This is a genomic window from Sphingorhabdus arenilitoris, assembly GCF_042651485.1.
Classification (GTDB): Bacteria; Pseudomonadota; Alphaproteobacteria; order Sphingomonadales; family Sphingomonadaceae; genus Sphingorhabdus_B; species Sphingorhabdus_B arenilitoris.
Genome location: NZ_JBHSDH010000013.1, coordinates 242417 through 260917, shown reverse-complemented (window position 1 = coordinate 260917; position 18501 = coordinate 242417). Strand labels below are relative to the sequence as shown.

Annotated in this window: 20 protein-coding genes and 1 other RNA gene; 6 read left to right on the top strand and 15 right to left on the bottom strand. The window is 52.3% G+C overall.

Features of this window, described 5'->3' with window-relative positions; translation table 11 throughout:
* Positions 1–6: 6 nt before the first annotated feature.
* From ACFOWX_RS05335 to ACFOWX_RS05290, 10 genes are all read right to left on the bottom strand, one after another.
* Complete coding sequence (locus tag ACFOWX_RS05335) at positions 7–714, bottom strand: phosphatidate cytidylyltransferase (protein ID WP_381422041.1); 708 nt, start codon at positions 712–714, stop codon at positions 7–9.
* On the bottom strand, positions 711–1406 hold the full coding sequence (gene uppS, locus ACFOWX_RS05330) for a polyprenyl diphosphate synthase (RefSeq protein WP_381424918.1): 696 nt from the start codon (positions 1404–1406) through the stop codon (positions 711–713). Before uppS ends, ACFOWX_RS05335 begins: the two co-directional genes overlap by 4 nt.
* A gap of 26 nt (positions 1407–1432) precedes the next feature.
* Complete coding sequence (gene frr / locus ACFOWX_RS05325; RefSeq protein ID WP_381422039.1) at positions 1433–1990, bottom strand: ribosome recycling factor; 558 nt, start codon at positions 1988–1990, stop codon at positions 1433–1435.
* Between the two features lie 45 nt (positions 1991–2035).
* Positions 2036–2758: a UMP kinase gene (pyrH, locus tag ACFOWX_RS05320; RefSeq protein WP_381422037.1), complete on the bottom strand. Its 723-nt coding sequence runs from the start codon at positions 2756–2758 to the stop codon at positions 2036–2038.
* Positions 2759–2869: 111 nt separating this feature from the next.
* Complete coding sequence (gene tsf / locus ACFOWX_RS05315) at positions 2870–3793, bottom strand: translation elongation factor Ts (protein ID WP_381422035.1); 924 nt, start codon at positions 3791–3793, stop codon at positions 2870–2872.
* Positions 3794–3917: 124 nt separating this feature from the next.
* The gene (rpsB, locus tag ACFOWX_RS05310; RefSeq protein WP_381422033.1) at positions 3918–4700 is read right to left on the bottom strand and encodes a 30S ribosomal protein S2; all 783 of its coding nucleotides are present in this window, start codon (positions 4698–4700) and stop codon (positions 3918–3920) included.
* A 763-nt stretch (positions 4701–5463) separates the two neighbouring features.
* Positions 5464–5736: an HU family DNA-binding protein gene (locus ACFOWX_RS05305; RefSeq protein WP_381422031.1), complete on the bottom strand. Its 273-nt coding sequence runs from the start codon at positions 5734–5736 to the stop codon at positions 5464–5466.
* A gap of 173 nt (positions 5737–5909) precedes the next feature.
* Positions 5910–8309: an endopeptidase La gene (gene lon, locus ACFOWX_RS05300; protein ID WP_381422029.1), complete on the bottom strand. Its 2400-nt coding sequence runs from the start codon at positions 8307–8309 to the stop codon at positions 5910–5912.
* 124 nt (positions 8310–8433) lie between these two features.
* Positions 8434–8769: a YbaB/EbfC family nucleoid-associated protein gene (locus ACFOWX_RS05295; protein ID WP_381422027.1), complete on the bottom strand. Its 336-nt coding sequence runs from the start codon at positions 8767–8769 to the stop codon at positions 8434–8436.
* Complete coding sequence (locus ACFOWX_RS05290) at positions 8766–10544, bottom strand: DNA polymerase III subunit gamma/tau (protein WP_381422025.1); 1779 nt, start codon at positions 10542–10544, stop codon at positions 8766–8768. The genes ACFOWX_RS05295 and ACFOWX_RS05290 overlap by 4 nt, the downstream gene beginning before the upstream one ends.
* Positions 10545–10724: 180 nt before the next feature.
* Here ACFOWX_RS05290 and ACFOWX_RS05285 point away from each other — a divergent pair, with 180 nt between their 5' ends.
* The gene (locus tag ACFOWX_RS05285) at positions 10725–11600 is read left to right on the top strand and encodes a class I SAM-dependent methyltransferase (protein WP_381422023.1); all 876 of its coding nucleotides are present in this window, start codon (positions 10725–10727) and stop codon (positions 11598–11600) included.
* A 12-nt stretch (positions 11601–11612) separates the two neighbouring features.
* Here the strand turns inward: ACFOWX_RS05285 and ffs are convergent.
* Positions 11613–11707: signal recognition particle sRNA small type (ffs, locus tag ACFOWX_RS05280), an RNA gene on the bottom strand.
* 180 nt (positions 11708–11887) lie between these two features.
* Between ffs and ACFOWX_RS05275 the strand changes: the two genes are divergently transcribed.
* Positions 11888–12271, top strand: coding sequence for a PilZ domain-containing protein (locus tag ACFOWX_RS05275; RefSeq protein ID WP_381422021.1), 384 nt, complete (start codon positions 11888–11890; stop codon positions 12269–12271).
* 35 nt (positions 12272–12306) lie between these two features.
* Here the strand turns inward: ACFOWX_RS05275 and ACFOWX_RS05270 are convergent, their stop codons facing one another.
* The 3 genes from ACFOWX_RS05270 to mscL all read right to left on the bottom strand — a co-directional run bounded on the left by ACFOWX_RS05270 (position 12307) and on the right by mscL (position 15300).
* Positions 12307–13485: a serine hydrolase domain-containing protein gene (locus ACFOWX_RS05270; protein ID WP_381422019.1), complete on the bottom strand. Its 1179-nt coding sequence runs from the start codon at positions 13483–13485 to the stop codon at positions 12307–12309.
* Between the two features lie 50 nt (positions 13486–13535).
* A complete protein-coding gene (locus ACFOWX_RS05265; protein WP_381422017.1) occupies positions 13536–14804 on the bottom strand; it encodes a class I SAM-dependent methyltransferase in 1269 nt (422 codons plus the stop codon).
* Between the two features lie 70 nt (positions 14805–14874).
* Complete coding sequence (mscL, locus tag ACFOWX_RS05260; protein ID WP_381422015.1) at positions 14875–15300, bottom strand: large conductance mechanosensitive channel protein MscL; 426 nt, start codon at positions 15298–15300, stop codon at positions 14875–14877.
* 149 nt (positions 15301–15449) lie between these two features.
* Here mscL and ACFOWX_RS05255 point away from each other — a divergent pair, with 149 nt between their 5' ends.
* Genes ACFOWX_RS05255 through ACFOWX_RS05240 form a run of 4 tightly spaced genes read left to right on the top strand, consistent with a single transcriptional unit; the run spans position 15450 to position 18108 of the window.
* Positions 15450–16043, top strand: a complete 594-nt coding sequence (locus tag ACFOWX_RS05255) for a LemA family protein (protein WP_381422014.1) — start codon at positions 15450–15452, stop codon at positions 16041–16043.
* Positions 16044–16049: 6 nt separating this feature from the next.
* Entirely contained in the window at positions 16050–16856 is an 807-nt protein-coding gene (locus tag ACFOWX_RS05250) for a TPM domain-containing protein (RefSeq protein ID WP_381422012.1), read from the top strand.
* Between the two features lie 14 nt (positions 16857–16870).
* Positions 16871–17560: a TPM domain-containing protein gene (locus ACFOWX_RS05245; protein WP_381422010.1), complete on the top strand. Its 690-nt coding sequence runs from the start codon at positions 16871–16873 to the stop codon at positions 17558–17560.
* Positions 17557–18108: an NUDIX hydrolase gene (locus tag ACFOWX_RS05240; protein WP_381422008.1), complete on the top strand. Its 552-nt coding sequence runs from the start codon at positions 17557–17559 to the stop codon at positions 18106–18108. The genes ACFOWX_RS05245 and ACFOWX_RS05240 overlap by 4 nt, the downstream gene beginning before the upstream one ends.
* Here the strand turns inward: ACFOWX_RS05240 and ACFOWX_RS05235 are convergent.
* Complete coding sequence (locus tag ACFOWX_RS05235; RefSeq protein ID WP_381422005.1) at positions 18105–18383, bottom strand: ETC complex I subunit; 279 nt, start codon at positions 18381–18383, stop codon at positions 18105–18107. The genes ACFOWX_RS05240 and ACFOWX_RS05235 overlap by 4 nt on opposite strands.
* Positions 18384–18501 lie beyond the last annotated feature (118 nt).

Genomic DNA, 18501 nt, shown 5'->3' with positions numbered 1-18501 from the left:
GACATATCAGGACAGCCAATTGATGACGGATAATCCGAATAATATCGCCAATAGCCCGTCGACCCTGTCAAATAATCCGCCATGCCCAGGGATTAGATTGCCGGAATCTTTTACTCCGGCCCGCCTTTTCATCCAGCTTTCAAAAAAATCACCTGCTTGAGCGGTTACAGCAATGGCCAGTCCGGTTAACGGTACAAATGTCCAAAAAGTCGACGCCATGGGATTACCAACAAAACCTTCGAATAATCCAAAGGCATAGAGCATATAAATCGCAGTGACCACGGATGCGCCGATAAAACCGCCAAACAAGCCAGCCCATGTTTTGCTGGGGCTAATTTTTGGCGCAATTTTAGGGCCGCCAATCGCCCGGCCAGCAAAATAGGCTCCCACATCCACGGCGATAACAGCACCCAAAACGGCGAAGATAAAATAAGGGTCGCCGTCCGCAGATGTCCGGATCGAAATAAGCTGCCATATCGCGGTCCCGATATATATCAAGCCGCCCAGCATCCAAGCCGCCCTGCCCAGCAAATTGTTGCTGATCTTGCGCACGAGGCCCCAGAATTCATAAATCAAACCGGCGCCGATAATGGTGACGAAGACAGTGAATAAAACTCCGCCAGTGACGATCACGGTCCCTGCGACAATCAGCATCGTAATAGCCGATAGAGTTCTTACTTTCAGGTCCGACTTCGGCTTAACAATGTTGCTCATCGGCCACCATAGCGCCGTTCGCGGCCCGCAAATTCATTCAGCGCTCGTGTAAATTCCTGAACGTCAAAATCCGGCCAAAGCGTGTCAGTGAACCAGAATTCAGCATAAGCCGCTTGCCACAACATGAAATTTGAAAGTCGCTGTTCACCCGATGTCCGGATTACTAGGTCGAGCGGCGGCAAGCCTGCTGTATATAATTCCGCTTCGATGGTTTGAGTGTTGATCTCACCCTTGGCAGCTGCTGCCCGGGCCGCCTGCACCAATTCCGCCTGACCGCCATAATTCAGCGCCACCGCCAAAGTGGGGCCATTACCGCCCGCTGTTTTCGCCAAAGCGGATTCGAGTAGATCAACGATATCCGGGGAAAAGGCCTTATAATCGCCCAATATTTTTAACTTTACACCGTTGGCGACAAATTCGTCCAAATCGCTTCGGATATAATTGCGGAGCAAGCCCATCAGGTCGCTCACTTCTTCTTCGGGCCGTTTCCAATTTTCCGACGAAAAAGCATATAGCGATAACGCCTCAAGCCCTAGGTCGCCCGCAGCCCGGACGATTTTGCGCACCGCTTCTACCCCGCGTTTATGTCCCATTGCACGCGGCAGCATCCGTTTCTTCGCCCAGCGGCCATTGCCGTCCATGATGATGGCAACATGACGCGGTCGGTTACCCTGCCCCGGTTCGACCGGTATATTGGTGTTAAGGGCCGGGGCCGTGGTCACTGGGTTAAAATTTCTTTCTCTTTGGCTTCGGCGGCATCGTCAATCGTCTTTACCGTCTCATCAGTCAGCTTCTGAACTTCGGTTTCGAGCCGTTTGCGGTCATCTTCACCAATTTCTTTTTTATTCTCATCTGCCTTTATCATGTCCATTCCATCGCGGCGAACATTGCGCACGGCCACACGCGCTTTTTCTGCATATTGACTGACCAATTTCGCCAGATCCTTGCGCCGTTCCTCGGTCAAATCGGGGATGGGCAGGCGCAACATCTGTCCATCGGAAATGGGGTTCAGACCGAGGCCAGCGTTGCGGATCGCTTTTTCCACTGGCGTCACGTTGGATTTATCCCATACCTGAACCGACAACATCCGCGGTTCTGGTGCGCTGACCGTGGCTACTTGGTTCAAAGGCATATTGGAGCCATAGACCTCAACGACGACAGGATCGAGCAGCGTCACATTGGCCCGCCCTGTGCGCAGGCTGCTCAAATCGCCCTTAAAGGCTTCTATCGCGCCATTCATCCGGCGTTCCAGATCGGCCTTGTCATATTGTGCCATGTTTAACTCTCCCTGTAATCTTCAAGATCGCGGCATATGCAGCGATCAACCTTGATTGGAAACCGTTGTCGAAATCCCGCCGCCGCTCAATATTTGGGCCAAATTACCCTGCTCGCGGATACTGAATACGACGATGGGTATATCATTGTCACGGCATAGCGCCACCGCGCTTGCATCCATGACCTTCAAATTATCCTGCAGCACCTTGTCAAAGGACAGCGTGTCATACCGAATAGCGCCCACATCCTGTTTGGGATCAGCATTATAGACGCCATCGACACTGGTGCCTTTCAACAATGCATCGCAGTTCATTTCGGCCGCACGCAACGCTGCGCCGCTATCGGTCGTGAAATACGGAGCGCCAACACCAGCCGCAAAAATCACGATACGGCCTTTTTCCAAATGACGCGCTGCGCGGCGGCGGATGACGGGTTCGCACACCTTGTCCATCTCTATCGCCGATTGCACTCGTGTCGGCACGCCCAGCTGCTCAAGCGCATTTTGCATGGCCAGCGCGTTCATAATCGTCGCCAGCATTCCCATATAGTCGGCCTGCGCGCGGTCCATGCCCTTGGCCGCGCCCGCCATTCCGCGAAATATATTGCCGCCGCCAATCACCAAACAGATTTCCAGGCCGGTATCCTTCGCCGCCTTCACCTCTTCGGCCATACGGGCGACGGTATCAGGGTCGATGCCAAAGGCTTGATCGCCCATCAACGCTTCACCGGATAGCTTCAAGAGAATGCGTTTATAGTCCGGCTTGCTCATAGAGAGGATGATCCTTGTGTGTCAGATATGATAATGGCGCACAGCTATAGGAGCCATGCGCCATATCGCCAAGAGGGTAGCGGCAAATTTTATGCCGCCATCCCGTATTGATTAACCGCCGACCGCCGCAGCAACTTCAGCAGCAAAATCGCCAACTTCTTTTTCAATGCCTTCGCCCAATTGAAAACGGACATAATCCTTCAGGACGATTGGCTTTCCGGCTTCTTTCCCGGCATTGGCAACGACTTGTTCGATGGTCAGTTTATTGTCCATCACGAACATTTGCGACAACAGAGCATTTTCTTTGGCAAATTTCTTCATCGCGCCTTCAACCATTTTTTCAACGATATCAGCAGGCTTACCAGATTCGGCCGCTTTTTCGCGGGCAATGCCAGCTTCGCGTTCCATTGTTTCTGGATCAAGGCCAGACGCATCCAACGCCAAGGGGAATGCGGCGGCAATATGCATTGCCAATTGTTTGCCCAACGCATCGAGGACGTCTTCGCCAGCTTCGCTTTCCAATGCCACAAGAACGCCGATACCGCCCATGTTAGGAGCAGCAACGTTATGGACATAAGATACAACACGGCCCGCATCGACCGACAAGGATTTCGCGCGGCGGATAACCTGATTTTCGCCGATAGTTGCAATGTTGCTGGTCAGCTTTTCCTGAACGGTGCCGCCGTCGGGATATGCGGCAGCCAAAATTGGCTCAACCTCATCACCACCAAGCCCAAGCGCAATTTCAGTCACATTCTTAACAAAGCTTTGGAACTGTTCGTTCTTGGCTACGAAATCTGTTTGGCTGTTGACTTCAACGGCGGTTCCTTTGGTACCTGCAACAACGACGCCAACCAAACCTTCTGCAGCGGTGCGGCTTGATTTTTTGGCGGCAGTGGCGAGGCCTTTGGAACGCAGCAAATCGACAGCCGCTTCAATATCACCATTGGTTTCGGTCAACGCTTTTTTGGCGTCCATCATACCTGCGCCTGAACGGTCACGCAGTTCTTTTACAGCAGCAGCAGTAATTGCCATAACTTATATCCTTTTGTGCTTATGCGGCCTGGGCGCTTTTTACAGCTACGGGGCCGGGTTTCCCCTGCCCCGCGCCCTAACCGCCAAAAATTTCAATTATGCGTCAGGTTAAGACGCAAACAGCTTAGGCAGCTTCGCCTTCACCAGCCGCCGCTTCGGTTAGCACCGCCTCGGCTTCGGGTTCAACTTCTGCGCCGAGGTCAACACCGGCATCGACTTTCGCCTTTACATTGCCCTTTGACGCCGCTTCGGCAATCGCTTCGCAATAAAGACGAATGGCGCGGGCCGCGTCATCATTTGCTGGCACAGGGAAAGCGATACCGCTTGGATCAACGTTCGAATCGAGAATCGCGATGACAGGGATGCCCAATACATTGGCTTCCTTGATAGCGAGCTCTTCTTTATTCGCATCGATTACGAACATAACGTCAGGAATGCCGCCCATATCGCGGATACCGCCCAGCGACAATTCCAGCTTGTCGCGTTCGCGGGTCATCTGCAAAAGCTCTTTCTTGGTAAAACCAGTGGCGTCCCCGCTCAGCTGCTCTTCCAATGTTTTCAGCTTTTTGATCGAATTGGAAATGGTTTGCCAGTTTGTCAGCATCCCGCCCAGCCAGCGGTGATTCACAAAATGCTGTCCTGACGCGCGGGCGGCATCAGCAATCGGGCCTTGCGCCTGACGCTTTGTGCCAACGAACAATACTTTTCCACCCGAAGCCGCAACTTGCGACACAAAGTCGAGTGCCCGTGCAAAGAGAGGAACGGTCTGCGACAGGTCGAGAATGTGGATACCGTTGCGTGCGCCAAAAATATATGGCTTCATACGTGGGTTCCAACGGTGAGTTTGGTGGCCGAAATGCGATCCGGCTTCGAGCAATTGCTGCATGGTAACGACAGGTGCCGCCATGGTATTTTATCCTTTCCGGTTTATCCTCTGGGAAGCGTGAACGTCGCCCCGGCCGTAAGGCCAGGTTTCAGCACCGGTATATGTGCTTCCCATGTGGTTTGGAGCGGGCCGCTTAGCGGGAACAAATTCTAAGGTCAACCATTATCCTGCTGTGCCTGTGGACAAACAAGTGGATAAATTTGTGCATATTCCGCTTGACTATATGGAACAAATAGTGAACATCAGGTTATCAGTTGTTCAGCAAATAGAAAGCTACCCCCTCATAAACGGCTGTTATGGGGGAATTCGTAAGGATTATTTCGATGACCATAATTGCCTCCGCTCTATTTTTCTTAGCTTTGGCCGCTTCGATTTTTGTCATAGTCGGCAGCGCGACCGCAAATATGCCGCGCATTTTAGAAATTATTGAAAATCGCGGTGCAAACGAATTGCCGGAGCGTTCTATAACTATAGGACAATTGCGCACTAGCGCGAAAACGGTTGCTGGTGGAATACAGCGTGCACGCCCTGCCTCTATTCCGACATCGCGCTGGTTGCCAGCGACACCTACGGCGCAATCGAGAACCGCTTTTGGCGCACAATCTAACCGGATTGCAGCTTGATATCGTTGGGGCACCACCCGGGCTTTATAAGAGCGGATATTTAGGGCGACCGGACAGCTGGTTACTCATCCACTGTAATCATAAAAAAGCCGCCCCGAATATCGAGGCGGCTTTTGATTTGTTTTATCAGTAAAGAAGCGGAGATTATGCTCCGCTAGCTATTAGTTCACAGCATCTTTCAAAGCTTTACCCGCTTTAAACTTAGGCTGCTTCGAAGCTTTAATCGTCATCGGCTCGCCAGTGCGTGGGTTGCGGCCAGTCGACGCTTTACGGTGAGCAACGGAAAATGTGCCAAAACCAACAAGACGAACATCGCCACCTTTTTTCAACGCACCGGTTACTGCGTCAAATGTTGCTTCAACAGCCTTGGCTGCATCCGCTTTGGTCAGGCCGCTTGCATCAGCGACGGCGTTTACGAGATCTTGCTTGTTCATGTTGGGAACCCCCTCAAAAAATTGTTATCTATAATGAATCGCGGCTAGGCCGTGCCGAGATAATGGCCAGAAATCAGCCGCTGTCAAAGGAAAATCCGCAAAAAACCGCCTATTTCTGGGGAAAAACAAGAATTTCGTCCCATTTCAGCGCCGACTCACGGATATTTGCTCCTTTAATGAGTAACAGCGCCGCCTGTTTCGCTCTTGTGCCCCGGTGGCAATAACGCCGCAAGCTCATCGGCTTCGGTCCATTCCACCGGACTTAATGGCTCCGTCAGCGCGCGGTTTAGCACCTGATCAACATGGCTTACGGGAATGATTTCCAATCCCTGCTTCACATTTTCAGGAATTTCGATCAAATCCTTTTCATTTTCTTGCGGGATCAAAACCGTCTTGATACCGCCGCGAAGCGCCGCAAGGAGCTTTTCCTTGAGCCCGCCAATAGGCAGCACCCGTCCCCGTAACGTCACTTCTCCGGTCATCGCGACCTCTCGGTTCACCGCTATTCCGGTCAGCGTCGATACGATCGCCGTCACCATACCAATACCAGCGGATGGACCATCCTTTGGAACGGCGCCTTCGGGCAAGTGAATATGCACATCCTTGCGCGCAAACAGGCTAGGCTTAATGCCATAGCTTGGCGCGCGGGCTTTTACATAGGATAAAGCGGCCTGAATGGACTCGCTCATCACTTCGCCCAATTTACCTGTCGTTTTAATCTGTCCCTTGCCAGGAACCGTGACGGCCTCAATCGTCAGCAATTCACCGCCGACTTCCGTCCACGCAAGTCCAGTCACCGCGCCAATTTGATGTTCTTCTTCGCCGATACCATGACGAAATTTACGGACGCCTGAAAAATCCGCCAAATTATCGGGGGTGATCGCAATCGAATCTGCCTTACCTTCCAATATTTTGCGAAGCGATTTGCGCGCAATTTTCGCGATTTCTCGCTCCAATGTGCGCACGCCCGCCTCGCGTGTGTAATAGCGGATCAAATCGCGCAAGGCGTCGTCGCTAAACGAAAATTCTTCTGGTTTCAGGCCGTGGGCCTCAATCTGCTTTTGTAGCAAATGGCGCTTGGCAATTTGCAGCTTTTCATCCTCTGTATATCCTTCCAGGCGGATAATCTCCATCCGGTCGAGCAGAGCCTGCGGCAAATTCATGCTATTTGCCGTGGTGACGAACATAATGTCCGACAAGTCCAAATCGATTTCCAGATAATGGTCGTTAAATTTGTTATTCTGTTCCGGATCAAGCACTTCGAGCAGCGCCGACGCCGGGTCACCGCGAAAATCCTGACCAATTTTGTCAATTTCATCCAGTAGGATCAGCGGGTTCATGGTCCCGGCTTTTTTCAAATTGGTCGCAATCTTGCCTGGCATAGACCCAATGTAGGTCCGGCGATGACCGCGAATTTCCGCTTCATCCCGCATACCGCCAAGCGATTGACGGATAAATTCGCGGCCGCAAGCCTTCGCGATTGACCGGCCCAAAGAGGTTTTGCCGACGCCGGGCGGGCCGACGAGGCACAATATCGGTCCTTTCAGCTTATTGGTACGTGCCTGCACTCCCAGATATTCGACGATCCGGTCCTTCACCTTTTCCAAGGCAAAGTGATCGGCATCCAATACCTCTTGGGCTTTTGCAATATCGCGTTTCAGCTTAGATTTTTTGCCCCATGGAATGCCAAGCAGCGCGTCCAGATAATTGCGCACTACCGTTGCCTCTGCCGACATAGGCGCCATGGAACGTAGCTTTTTGAGCTCTGCCTGAGCCTTGCTTTTTGCCTCTTTGCTTAGCTTTGCCGTGTCAATCTTGGTTTGTAATTCGGCGAGTTCATCGCCGCCTTCGCCGTCATCATTGCCGAGCTCGCGCTGAATGGCTTTCATCTGTTCATTCAGATAATATTCGCGCTGGGTTTTTTCCATTTGCCGCTTCACTCGGCCGCGAATTTTTTTCTCCACCTGCAATACGCCCAACTCGCCTTCCATGAAGGCAAAGGCCATTTCCAACCGGCGCAGCGGATTATGTTCGGTGAGCAGCGACTGCTTATCAGAGACTTTCAAATTGATATTGCCCGCAACAGCGTCCGCCAGCGCGGAGGCATCATCAATTTCTGCCAATTGGACCGAAGTTTCGGCCGGCATTTTCTTGTTCAGTTTGGAATAATTCTCAAACTGTTCAACCACCGACCGCATCAGGGCGGTGGCCTCTGCACCTTCGGCTTTTTCTTCGGCGATAATCGCAACCGTCGCTTCGACATAATCATCTGCAAGCTCGGTCAGCTGTTTAAGTGCCGCGCGCTGCTTTCCCTCGACCAACACACGAACGGTGCCGTCGGGCAGCTTGAGCATCTGCATGATCGTCGCGGTGACGCCTATATCGTATAGGTCATTTTGTCCCGGATCATCCTCCGCAGGGTCCAATTGCGCGGCCAGAAAAATCTCTTTGTCGGCTGCCATAGCCTTTTCCAAAGCAACAACCGATTTATCTCGCCCAACAAACAACGGCACGATCATGCCGGGGAAAACCACGATATCGCGTAATGGCAATAAAGGAAAAGTCTGATCCATAAAAACTCCAATCGCCGCGCGGAACCAAAATCCGCCAGCATCTATTCCCCATCAATATGTGGCGATTGTCTCAGCTTTCAATGATAAAGCGGCCAAATGCCGAATTATCTTGGGGATAGGCGGTTCAAAACGGCATTTTAAAGCCAGCGGGCAATGGCAGGCCGCTGGTCATCTTGCCCATTTCTTCATTGCTGGCCAAATCAGCTTTCTCGCGCGCATCATTAAAGGCGGCAATGACAAGGTCTTCCAGCATTTGTTTATCCTGGGGTACGATCAGGCTGTCGTCGATGGACAGGCCGATAATCCGGCCCTTGGCCGATGCGCGCACTTTCACCAGCCCGCCGCCCGATTGCCCTTCCACTTCAATCTGGTCTAGCTTGTCCTGCGCTTCTTCCATCTGCTTTTGAATGCTTTGCGCTGCATCCTGTGCAGCTTTGATCATTTCTTCCATGCTTTTCATGCGGTGGCACTCCGTTTATCTTCAATTTCATTGCTATCAAGCAGCTCGGCGTCTGGGAAAGCAGCAAAGGCCGCTTTCACCAGTGGCGATTCCATGATCGCCTTTTTATTGGCATCCGCCTCCGCCTGTTCAACCTCCAATAGCGAAGGCGCAGCATCGGCGTCGGTTTTTTCCTCTAAATCCCATTTTACACCGCTCATTTTGAACAATGCCTCGCGCAGATCATTTAAGAAGTGCGGCGAAACCGGACCCGACAATTGATATACCAGCCGCGGCGGCGCATATTCCACCAAACGCATGACATCGCGCAGGGTGGATTCAAGGCTGACATAATTTTGTTGCCCCAATGCTTCGATAAGCGACGGGAAATCTGCCGGAAATTGCGGGCTTTGAGAAGATGGTGGAGCGGGCGTTTCCGCCAAAGCCTGCTCACTATTTCCTGCCGCCGTTGCGGGGCCCGAGGGGGGCTGCGACAGCGCGCCGCCTGAATTTTGTAATAATTTGGCGAGCTCACCCGGGTCGGGCATACTCGCACCATGGACAACGCGCAGCAACGCCATATCGCTTGCCGCGAGCGGGATCGCTGCTCGCGCTACCTCTTCATGTCCTTTCAGCAGCAATTGCCACAAACGGTGCAACGCTGGAAAAGAAAGTTTGTCGGCATATTCATCAATCTGCTGCCGCGTTGCTTCATCCAATGCCGCATCGGAAGGTGAGCCAATTTTAGACAGGGTCAAATGATGCACCTCGGACAATAATCCGCCAATCATCGCCAAAGGTTCAACCCCCAAACGATATTGCGCACGCGCCTCCGCAATGACCGCCTGCGCATCTCCTGCGAGCAGTAACCCAAATAACCGGCGCACCGCCCCGCGATCGGCAAGGCCCAGCATATCGCGCACTTGCTGTGCCGTGACGGTTCCATCGCCGTCCAAATCGGCATGAGCAATGGCTTGATCCAGGATCGACAGGCCATCACGGACCGAACCCTCCGCCGCTTGCGCCACAAGCGTCAACGCTTCTGTCTCCGCCTTGATACCTTCTTTATCTGCGATCTGGGCAAAATGCTCGGTCAGCAATTCGACCGTGATCCTTTTCAAATCAAACCGCTGGCAACGCGACAGCACGGTGATGGGGACTTTATTCACTTCGGTGGTTGCGAACAAAAATTTCACATGTGCGGGCGGCTCTTCCAATGTTTTCAAAAGCGCGTTGAAAGCGTTTTTGGTAAGCATATGGACTTCGTCGATAATGTAGATTTTGTAGCGAGCCGAAACAGCGGCATAGCGCACCGCTTCAATAATCTCGCGAACATCATCAACACCCGTATTGCTCGCCGCGTCCATTTCGATCACGTCGATGTGACGTCCCTCGGCAATGGCCTCGCAAGGTTCGCATTTGCCGCATGGCGATATGGTCGGCCCTCCCTGCCCATCTTCCCCAATGCAATTGAGCGCCTTGGCAATCAAACGCGCGGTTGATGTCTTACCCACACCGCGCACGCCCGTCATCAAAAACGCATGTGCCAGCCGGTCGCGCTTTATCGCATTGCCAAGCGTCTGAACCATCGCGTCCTGACCAATGAGTTCGGAAAAAGTCTGCGGCCGGTATTTGCGGGCAAGAACACGGTAAGCGCCGTCACTGGCAAGCGCAGATTTTGGTTCTGCCGCAGTCTCCGGTATCTCGCTCAGCCCCAGCCCGAGCGCATCCTCCGGCATATCGGGGTCACGCGGTGCAGCCGTAGCACCATCGGCAAGGTCATGAGAATCGGTCATAAGCGTAGGCATGATAGAAGGGTCAGGCGCTCTTGTCGAAGGGGAGCAGCCAAACTGGGGCAGATTATTAGATTTTGATCCAATATTATCGCACGCACGCCCTGCCATCCTGCTGATGATTAACGGTTTCTAAGCCTATCATTGCTATGCTCCGCCGACCATCACGGAAAAGACACAGCCATGCTGCGCAGCACATTATGTTATCGGATATCCAAATCCTTAATCAAACCGCCCACGGAAATAACCGGCGACATTGATGGCTATGCCGTATGGCGCGAAGAGGCCATGCAGGCGAGCTGGCGGAATTTTTCAAATAATGACATTGATAATAAGGACTTATTAGACTTCGGGTGCGGCGAAGGTCCGTTATCGCTGTATCTGGCGGACAAATACGCGCCAAAATCCATATTGGGTATCGATATAGATGCCTTCGCCATCGAAAGAGCCAATCAGGCGCTGAGCCAAATTGTGCACATAAAGGCCATGCCGCCGATTAAATTCGTCTTAGGCGAAACTTCTGGCCTGCCAGCCGCCGATGAAAGCGTCGACACCATATTGGCCTTTGACTGTATGGAACATATCATGACGCCGTTGGAGATCATGGCCGAATGGCACCGCGTGCTTCGTCCGGGCGGAAAGGTCCTGATCGAATGGTTTCCTTTCAAAGGCCCCTATGGCCCGCATATGAACAGCCTCATTCCGATCCCTTGGGCCCATGTCCTTTTCGGCGAAAAGGCATTGTTTCAAACTGCTGCGCGAATTTATGACGATCCAGACTTTGCCCCGCATCATTGGGATTTGGACGAGCACGGGCAAAAGCGTCCGAATAAATGGGCGCAATTTGATAATTTTAAGGATCATGGCTATTTAAATCAGCTTGACCTTGCCGGTTTCAAAAATCTGGCCGAAAAGACAAGGTTCGAAATTATCCGGCAGGATAATCGAGGCTTTGGTCATAAGGGCGTTAAAAAAGCGGTCGGATCGCTGCTGATGAAAATGCCGTTTTTTTTCGAATATTTCGTCAACTACACGCTGATCGAACTCAAAAAAATATAGCGTCGATTGGAAAAAGTAGGAGCCGGACGACCCGCAGCGAATTCGTTGTGGCTGCTTCCGTCAGGATCTGACCAGATTGGCGAGTGCCACGTCCATCCGACTCCCGACCGGGCATATGGCGATGCTCCGCCGAAAAAGCAAGTGTGGTTGCAAAAGCTTCTCCAATAGCGGGGCTTATTCCTCGATAAGGTTTAAAAAAGATGGTTAAATTTCCCTTGAGCAAAGGTTGGAACCTCAGATTTACCTTGCTTGGATAGACAGGGTTTTCCAATAATGGAGATAGTTTAATGACCCTAACTTACTTGACCACAATGCCGGACGTTCAACCGGCGCCCCACACTGCCTCTCACATTGACTATGCCGAAGCCGCATTGGAGGATCGCTGCGCACCTCGCACAAAGCTTCGCATTCCGGCATCCTTGCGCCCCTCCGGCTTCAAAGGATTCAGCATCATCGTGAAGGATCTATCCATTTCTGGCTTTTCCGCAGAGGCATTGACCGGCATGAAAGCCGGCACGCGGGTATTCATCACCATGCCCGGCCTTGCCGCGCTGGAAGCAGAAATAGCCTGGAATGACGGCACGATGATCGGCTGCGCATTTCAAAATCTACTCAACGAAGCCGTATTGGATTCGATCCTGAATCGTTTTTCGGTGGTCGAAGAGGGTTAAATCCCCCGGCCATTTTGCCAGCTGGCATTAAGGCCTTAACCCTCCGCATCCACAGCAGCTTGGACCATGCGGTAAAAGTCCTCACGCTGTTGCCCCACAGTGTCCGGGTCAGTTGCCTTGGGCCAGTTGCTGTTGGATGCGATCACCAATCTTCGCTTGGGATCGATGAATATTCCTTGGCCGAAAATACCCTGCGCCGCAAAGGTGCCATCGCTATTGGTCCACCATTGATAGCCATAGCCTTTACCCACGCCGCTGCCAATTTGGTCTGTTCCGGCTTTTGCAAGCCATCCGTCAGGCAGGATAGATGTCCCGTTAATTGTCGCGCCATCCAGAATAAACTGCCCAAAACGCGCAAAATCGCGGGTAGATGCCTGGATGCAACAACCGCTAATTTCATGGCCGGTTGAGCCCAATAGCCAGCTTGCGTCTTGCTCCATGCCATAGGGTGCCCATATTTTTTCGGACAAATAATCTGACAGTTTTTTGCCCGTCGCGCTCGATACCAACACGCCAATCAAATTGGTTTCGCCGGTTTTATATACCCACTTCGTGCCGGCAGGCGCCTCGCGCGGTAACTTGCGCATATAGCTTACCGTTACGTCCATCCCCTTTTCAGCCTTATGCTCGTTAAAGCGAGCAACATCGCTTTTGGGATCTTCATAATCTTCGTTCCACCGCACACCAGACGTCATGGTCAGCAATTGTTCGATGGTCACATCGTCATAAGCCGACCCTTTCAAATCCGGGATATAGGCCGATACTTTGTCATCGATGCTTTTGATCTTGCCATCTTTTATCGCCGCGCCAACCAAAGTCGAGGTGAAGGATTTTGCCACCGAAAAGCTCGTCCATTTACCTTGCGCCGAAAATCCTAGACCGTATTTTTCCAATCTGATCTTACCATCCTGTAAGATCACCAAGCCCGACGTGCGTTGATCCGCCATATATTTGGCAACGTCGATATTCAGCGGCTGACCCTCTGGCAACGGGTGAACTTTATCTCCGGCCTCTATGATATTTACTTTTGCCAGGATCGGTAGCGCGTCCATCGCGCGAAATGCGGCATCGCGCTGCGCCACTGTCCAGAATAGGACATTGCGGTCGGTTGGCATATTGGCCAGCAATTGCCGCGTATCTTTGTCTGCGCTGAACCAAAAAACGCCCGTGGCTGCCGCAATTACAGCAATTAGCCCAATTATCCATTTCCACATTGTCTCTCTCCTCCTGCTCTCTCTCCAACGCAGTGTGGTAATTGGCAAGCCTATTGTTTAACCAAAGTCACTTGCGCCACGTTAATGCCGCCACCACGAAAACCGCCTTCGCAATATATCAGGTAAAATCGCCACAGCTTGACGAATTGCGCATCAAAACCAGCGGGCAAACGCCCGTCTGCCGCCGCAGCTTCAAATGCCAAACGCCAACGGCGCAGCGTTTCTGCATAATCGAGGCCAAAATCACACTGATCTTGCCAATCCAGACCTCGCTGCTGAGCCAGAGCGCGAAACCGGCTTTCGGAAAGTAGCATCCCGCCCGGAAATATGTACCGTTGGATGAAATCCATATTTTTGGCGTAACTTTCAAAAATATCGTCTTCAATCCGGATATATTGAATTGCCGCTCGCCCGCCTTGTTTTAACCGATTGGCGATACAATCCAAATAGGACGGCCAATATTGCTGCCCCACCGCCTCTACCATTTCCACGCTAGCTATAGCGTCAAAAGTGCCGGTCACGTCGCGGTAATCGGTGATTGAAACCTGCGCCGCGTCACCAAAGCGCGACAATCTGTGATCAGCATAGGCTTTTTGCTCATGCGAAAGGGTGATGCCTTGGTAATTTAGCTTATTCTGCAGCAGCGCTTGTTCGGCCAATCCGCCCCAGCCGCATCCAATTTCCAATAGACGGTCACCATCGGACAGCTGCAACCTGCGGAGCATGGCGTCATTTTTTGCCCGCTGCGCATCGGCAAGCGACTGGCTTTCTGTTTCTGCGCCGCCGAACAGCGCGCTTGAATAGGTCATCGTTTCGTCGAGCCAGGTCGCATAAAATGCATTGCCCAGATCATAGTGAAATTCGATATTGCGCCGCGAACCTGCTTTAGTGTTGCGCCGCAGCCAATGCCATAACCGGCCCGCTGCCCCAACGATGGGTGAAGGCCGCACCGCATCGCCCAAGGTGACCCGGTTTTGCACGAATAACGCGAATATCTGCACGGGATCAGGGCTGTCCCATTCCCCCTTTTGCCAGCCCTCGTAAAGGCCGATCGAACCGTTGGCGGCAATGCGAGACAATGCGCGCCAGCTATTGATATTCATATGGGCCCGCGGACCCGGTGAACGACCGCCAAGGACGCGGTAGCTTCCATCGGGCAATTCACCTTCAACGCTACCAGAATCGAGCCCAGAATCGATCAAATCCAATAGTTTATGCAACCGCCCGGCTAGAAGCCGCGTTAAAAGACCGCCCCCTTTGCCTGACGGATCGGCCATGGCATTTTGGGGGCGGCTTTGTATTTGGTCGGGCGCATTCATATTTTGGCCCTATGCTACACGGCTCAAATCTTTGCAATCACCGCCAAGGCGGCAGTTGCAAAATTTTAATTCATTTATTTTTACGCAGCTCGTCACGAATTTCGATCAACAGATCGATCTCCGAAGGCCCAGCGGCTTCCTCCGGCGCTTTCGGCATCAATTTATTTGCCTGACGGACCAGCAAAAATATAACAAAAGCCAGAATGAGGAAATTGATCAGCACCGTAATAAACTGACCCAACCCAATCATCGGAACGCCGGCAGCCTTTAGCTCGGCATAGCTGGTCAATGACCCTTTATAAGTCGCAGGAACTTCGCCCAAAATATAGAAAATGCTGGAGAAATCCACTCCGCCGAATAACCAGCCAACGACAGGCATAATCAGATCTTCGGTCAGCGATGTTGTAATGGTTGCAAATGCGCCGCCGATAATGACAGCTACGGCAAGATCGAGGACGTTGCCCCGCATGATAAACTCTTTGAATTCGCTAAACATAACGCTCCTACCCGATTGGTTACTAGAGCGTTAATTATGTTACAAAAGATGACACATGTCGATAGTCATTGCGTTTACCCTCATTGAAACGGTGGATAAACTGATCTATATCCGCAATACACACCCTTATTTTGTGCGAGGAGTTCCAAATGCGACCCAATTTTGCCACTTGCTTATTCGTTCCGATTGCCGCTGTTTCATTGGCCGGATGCGGCATAAATAGCGTCCCTACTGCAGAGGAAAATGCAAAGGCAAAATGGGCTGATGTCGAAAGCGCCTATCAACGGCGCGCTGATTTGATCCCCAATTTGGTTAAGGTTGCGGAACGGTTTGTAAAGCAGGAGCAAGACGTACTGATCGGCGTTACCGAAGCGCGTGCCAAGGCGTCGTCGATACAGGTGAGCGCCAATGATTTGACCGATGCCGCCAAGCTGGATCAATTTGCCGGTGCGCAGCAAAATCTTGGCACATCGCTGGGACGGCTTTTGGTGACGGTTGAAAAATATCCAGAGTTGAAATCGGACAAGATTTTCGCCGACCTGAATGTACAATTGGAGGGAACCGAAAACCGGATTAACACCGCGCGGGTCAAATATAATGAAGCGGTGCAGCAATATAACACCACAATCCGCACTTTCCCCGACATTATCGGAGCAAAAGTCATTCATGGCGCAAAACCGATGGTTCCATTTAAGTCTCAGGCTGGATCGGACAAGGCACCCGAAGTTAATTTTGGGAGCTGATCCGATATGATCGGCGCGCCTGCGCTTCGCCTATTCCTGCCGATTTTGCTATTTTTCGGAGCAATTCCTGCGGTATATTCGCAGGATTTTCCAGCGCTGACCGACCGTGTCGTTGATCAAGCGGATTTATTGTCTCCCGACGAAGAAGCGGCACTGATATCCAAGCTGAAAAAGCTGGAGGATGAAACGCAGCGGCAATTGGTCGTCGCCACGATCAGCGATCTTCAGGATTATGATATAGCCGACTATGGTTGGCGACTGGGCGAGCATTGGGGCATTGGGGATAAGAAGCGCGATGATGGCATGATCCTGATTATCGCGCCGAACGAACGGCGGATGCGGATCGAAGTGGGTCAAGAATTGGAGGCGGTTTTGCCCGATGTCCTTGCCGGACGCATCATCCGGGATGATATTACCCCCTATTTTAAGCGCGGCGATTATGCGGCCGGGATCAATGCAGGAACCGACAAAATAATTACGCAGCTCCAACTGCCGCCGGAACAGGCCGCCCAAATTGTCAGGGAGGCGAAGGAAAGCCGGTCAGGAAATGATGGCGAAAATATCGGATTGATACTTTTTTGGTTGTTTGTCCTGCTGTTCGTCATCCTACCTATATTGGGAAGTTTTCGCGGGGGCAAAAAACATCGCCGCAAGGGATCGTCTGGTCCCGTCATCATTTGGGGCGGCGGTGATTGGGGCGGAGGTTCCGGCGGCTCGTCCTGGGGCGGCGGCGGCGGTGGCAGTTGGGGCGGTGGCGGATTTTCAGGCGGCGGCGGCGGCTTTGGCGGCGGCGGCGCGTCGGGTGGCTGGTAATTGGGGATGATGATATGAAATTCCGTAAAACCAACCATATGAGCGAGGCTGATCACGAATTGGTGACGCAGGCCGTGCATCAGGCAGAGCAATTAACCGATGGCGAGATTGTAACCATCGTGGCCGCTACATCCGATGATTACCGCGAAACGGCCTATATTTGGGCAAGCATATCGGCTTTGATCACGCTAACATTCTTTGCGCTTTTTTCGGATTTTTTTGCAGCGTTGATTGCGCGTTTCTATGGCGAGTGGAATCATCAGCTTAGCAATGCGGAATATCTTGTGATCGCCGGAACTGCCGCGCTGATCAAATGGGTTGCGGTGTGGCTCATTCTTCATTGGCAACCCTTGCGCCTACTGCTCACCCTTCCCCATGCGAAGAAAAATGCTGTGCGCGCGCGAGCCATAGACCTGTTTCGGGTTGGCACTGAAAGCCGCACAATTGGCCGAACGGGAGTGCTGATTTACTTGTCCATGAAGGAGCATCGTGCCGAAATAGTCGCGGATAAAGCGATTGCGGATCAGGTTGCTCCGGAAATTTGGGGCGACGCGATGCTGGCGCTGATTGAGCAGACCAAAAACGGCCAACCGGGCGCCGGCATGGCCGGTGCGGTGTTTCAAGTTGGACAAGTGCTGAACGAATATTTCCCCAAAAGCGATGGTAATCCAAATGAACTACCCGATAGGCTGATCGAGTTATGACGAGCGCATCGCCAAGTGAACATCACGACCAGAACGAACCCGTTGAAACCATGTGGGAGGGCAAATTTATCGCCGCAAAACGGCGCGGCAAATGGGAATATGTATCACGCACCAGAGGCATTAAGGCTGCGGTTATCCTGGCGGTGCATGATGGTCACGCGCTGCTGGTCGAACAATTTCGGGTGCCATTGGGTAAGCCCGCAATTGAATTACCCGCCGGCCTGATCGGCGATAATGGCGAAGAAGAAGATCCCCTTGCTGCCGCTGGCCGCGAGTTGGAGGAAGAAACCGGATACCGCGCGGGCCGTCTAGAAAACTTAGGCGAATTTTACTCCTCACCCGGTATGGTAAGCGAGAGCTTTACCCTCGTTCAAGCGCATGATCTGGAAAAAGTCGGCGACGGCGGAGGGGTCGAAGGGGAGAATATCACCGTCCACCGTGTTGCTCTGGATAATTTGAAAGAATTTCTGCAGCAAAAAAGGCGCAGCGGCTGCGCGATTGATGTGCGCCTATTGATGCTGCCGACTATGGTTTCTTTTTCCGATTAACGGAAGTTGTCGGCATAAGCCTGAATTTTTAGTGTCTTGGGCGGAGTATTGAACACTGTGCATTCAATACCGTTTTTATCGGCATAAGCCTTTGCGGCATCCAATGTCGGAAAGCTGAGCTTCACCTGCGTTTGCGTGTCCCCAGAACCCGCCCAGCCCATAAGCGGATCGGCCTTACGTGCTTCGGAAGGCGCAAATTCCAGCATCCATGTATCGGTCCCTGCCTTGCCCGATTGCATGGCATTTTTGGAGCGTTGGTAGATACGTGCTGGCATGGTGTCGGTCCCTTAAACTGATCCCGGTCCAATGCCGGTTACGCCGAGATTCGTCAAGCGCATGGTGCGCCCCATTAAAGTGAGATCGAGCGCAATAAAGCGTCTCATGGTCTGTTAA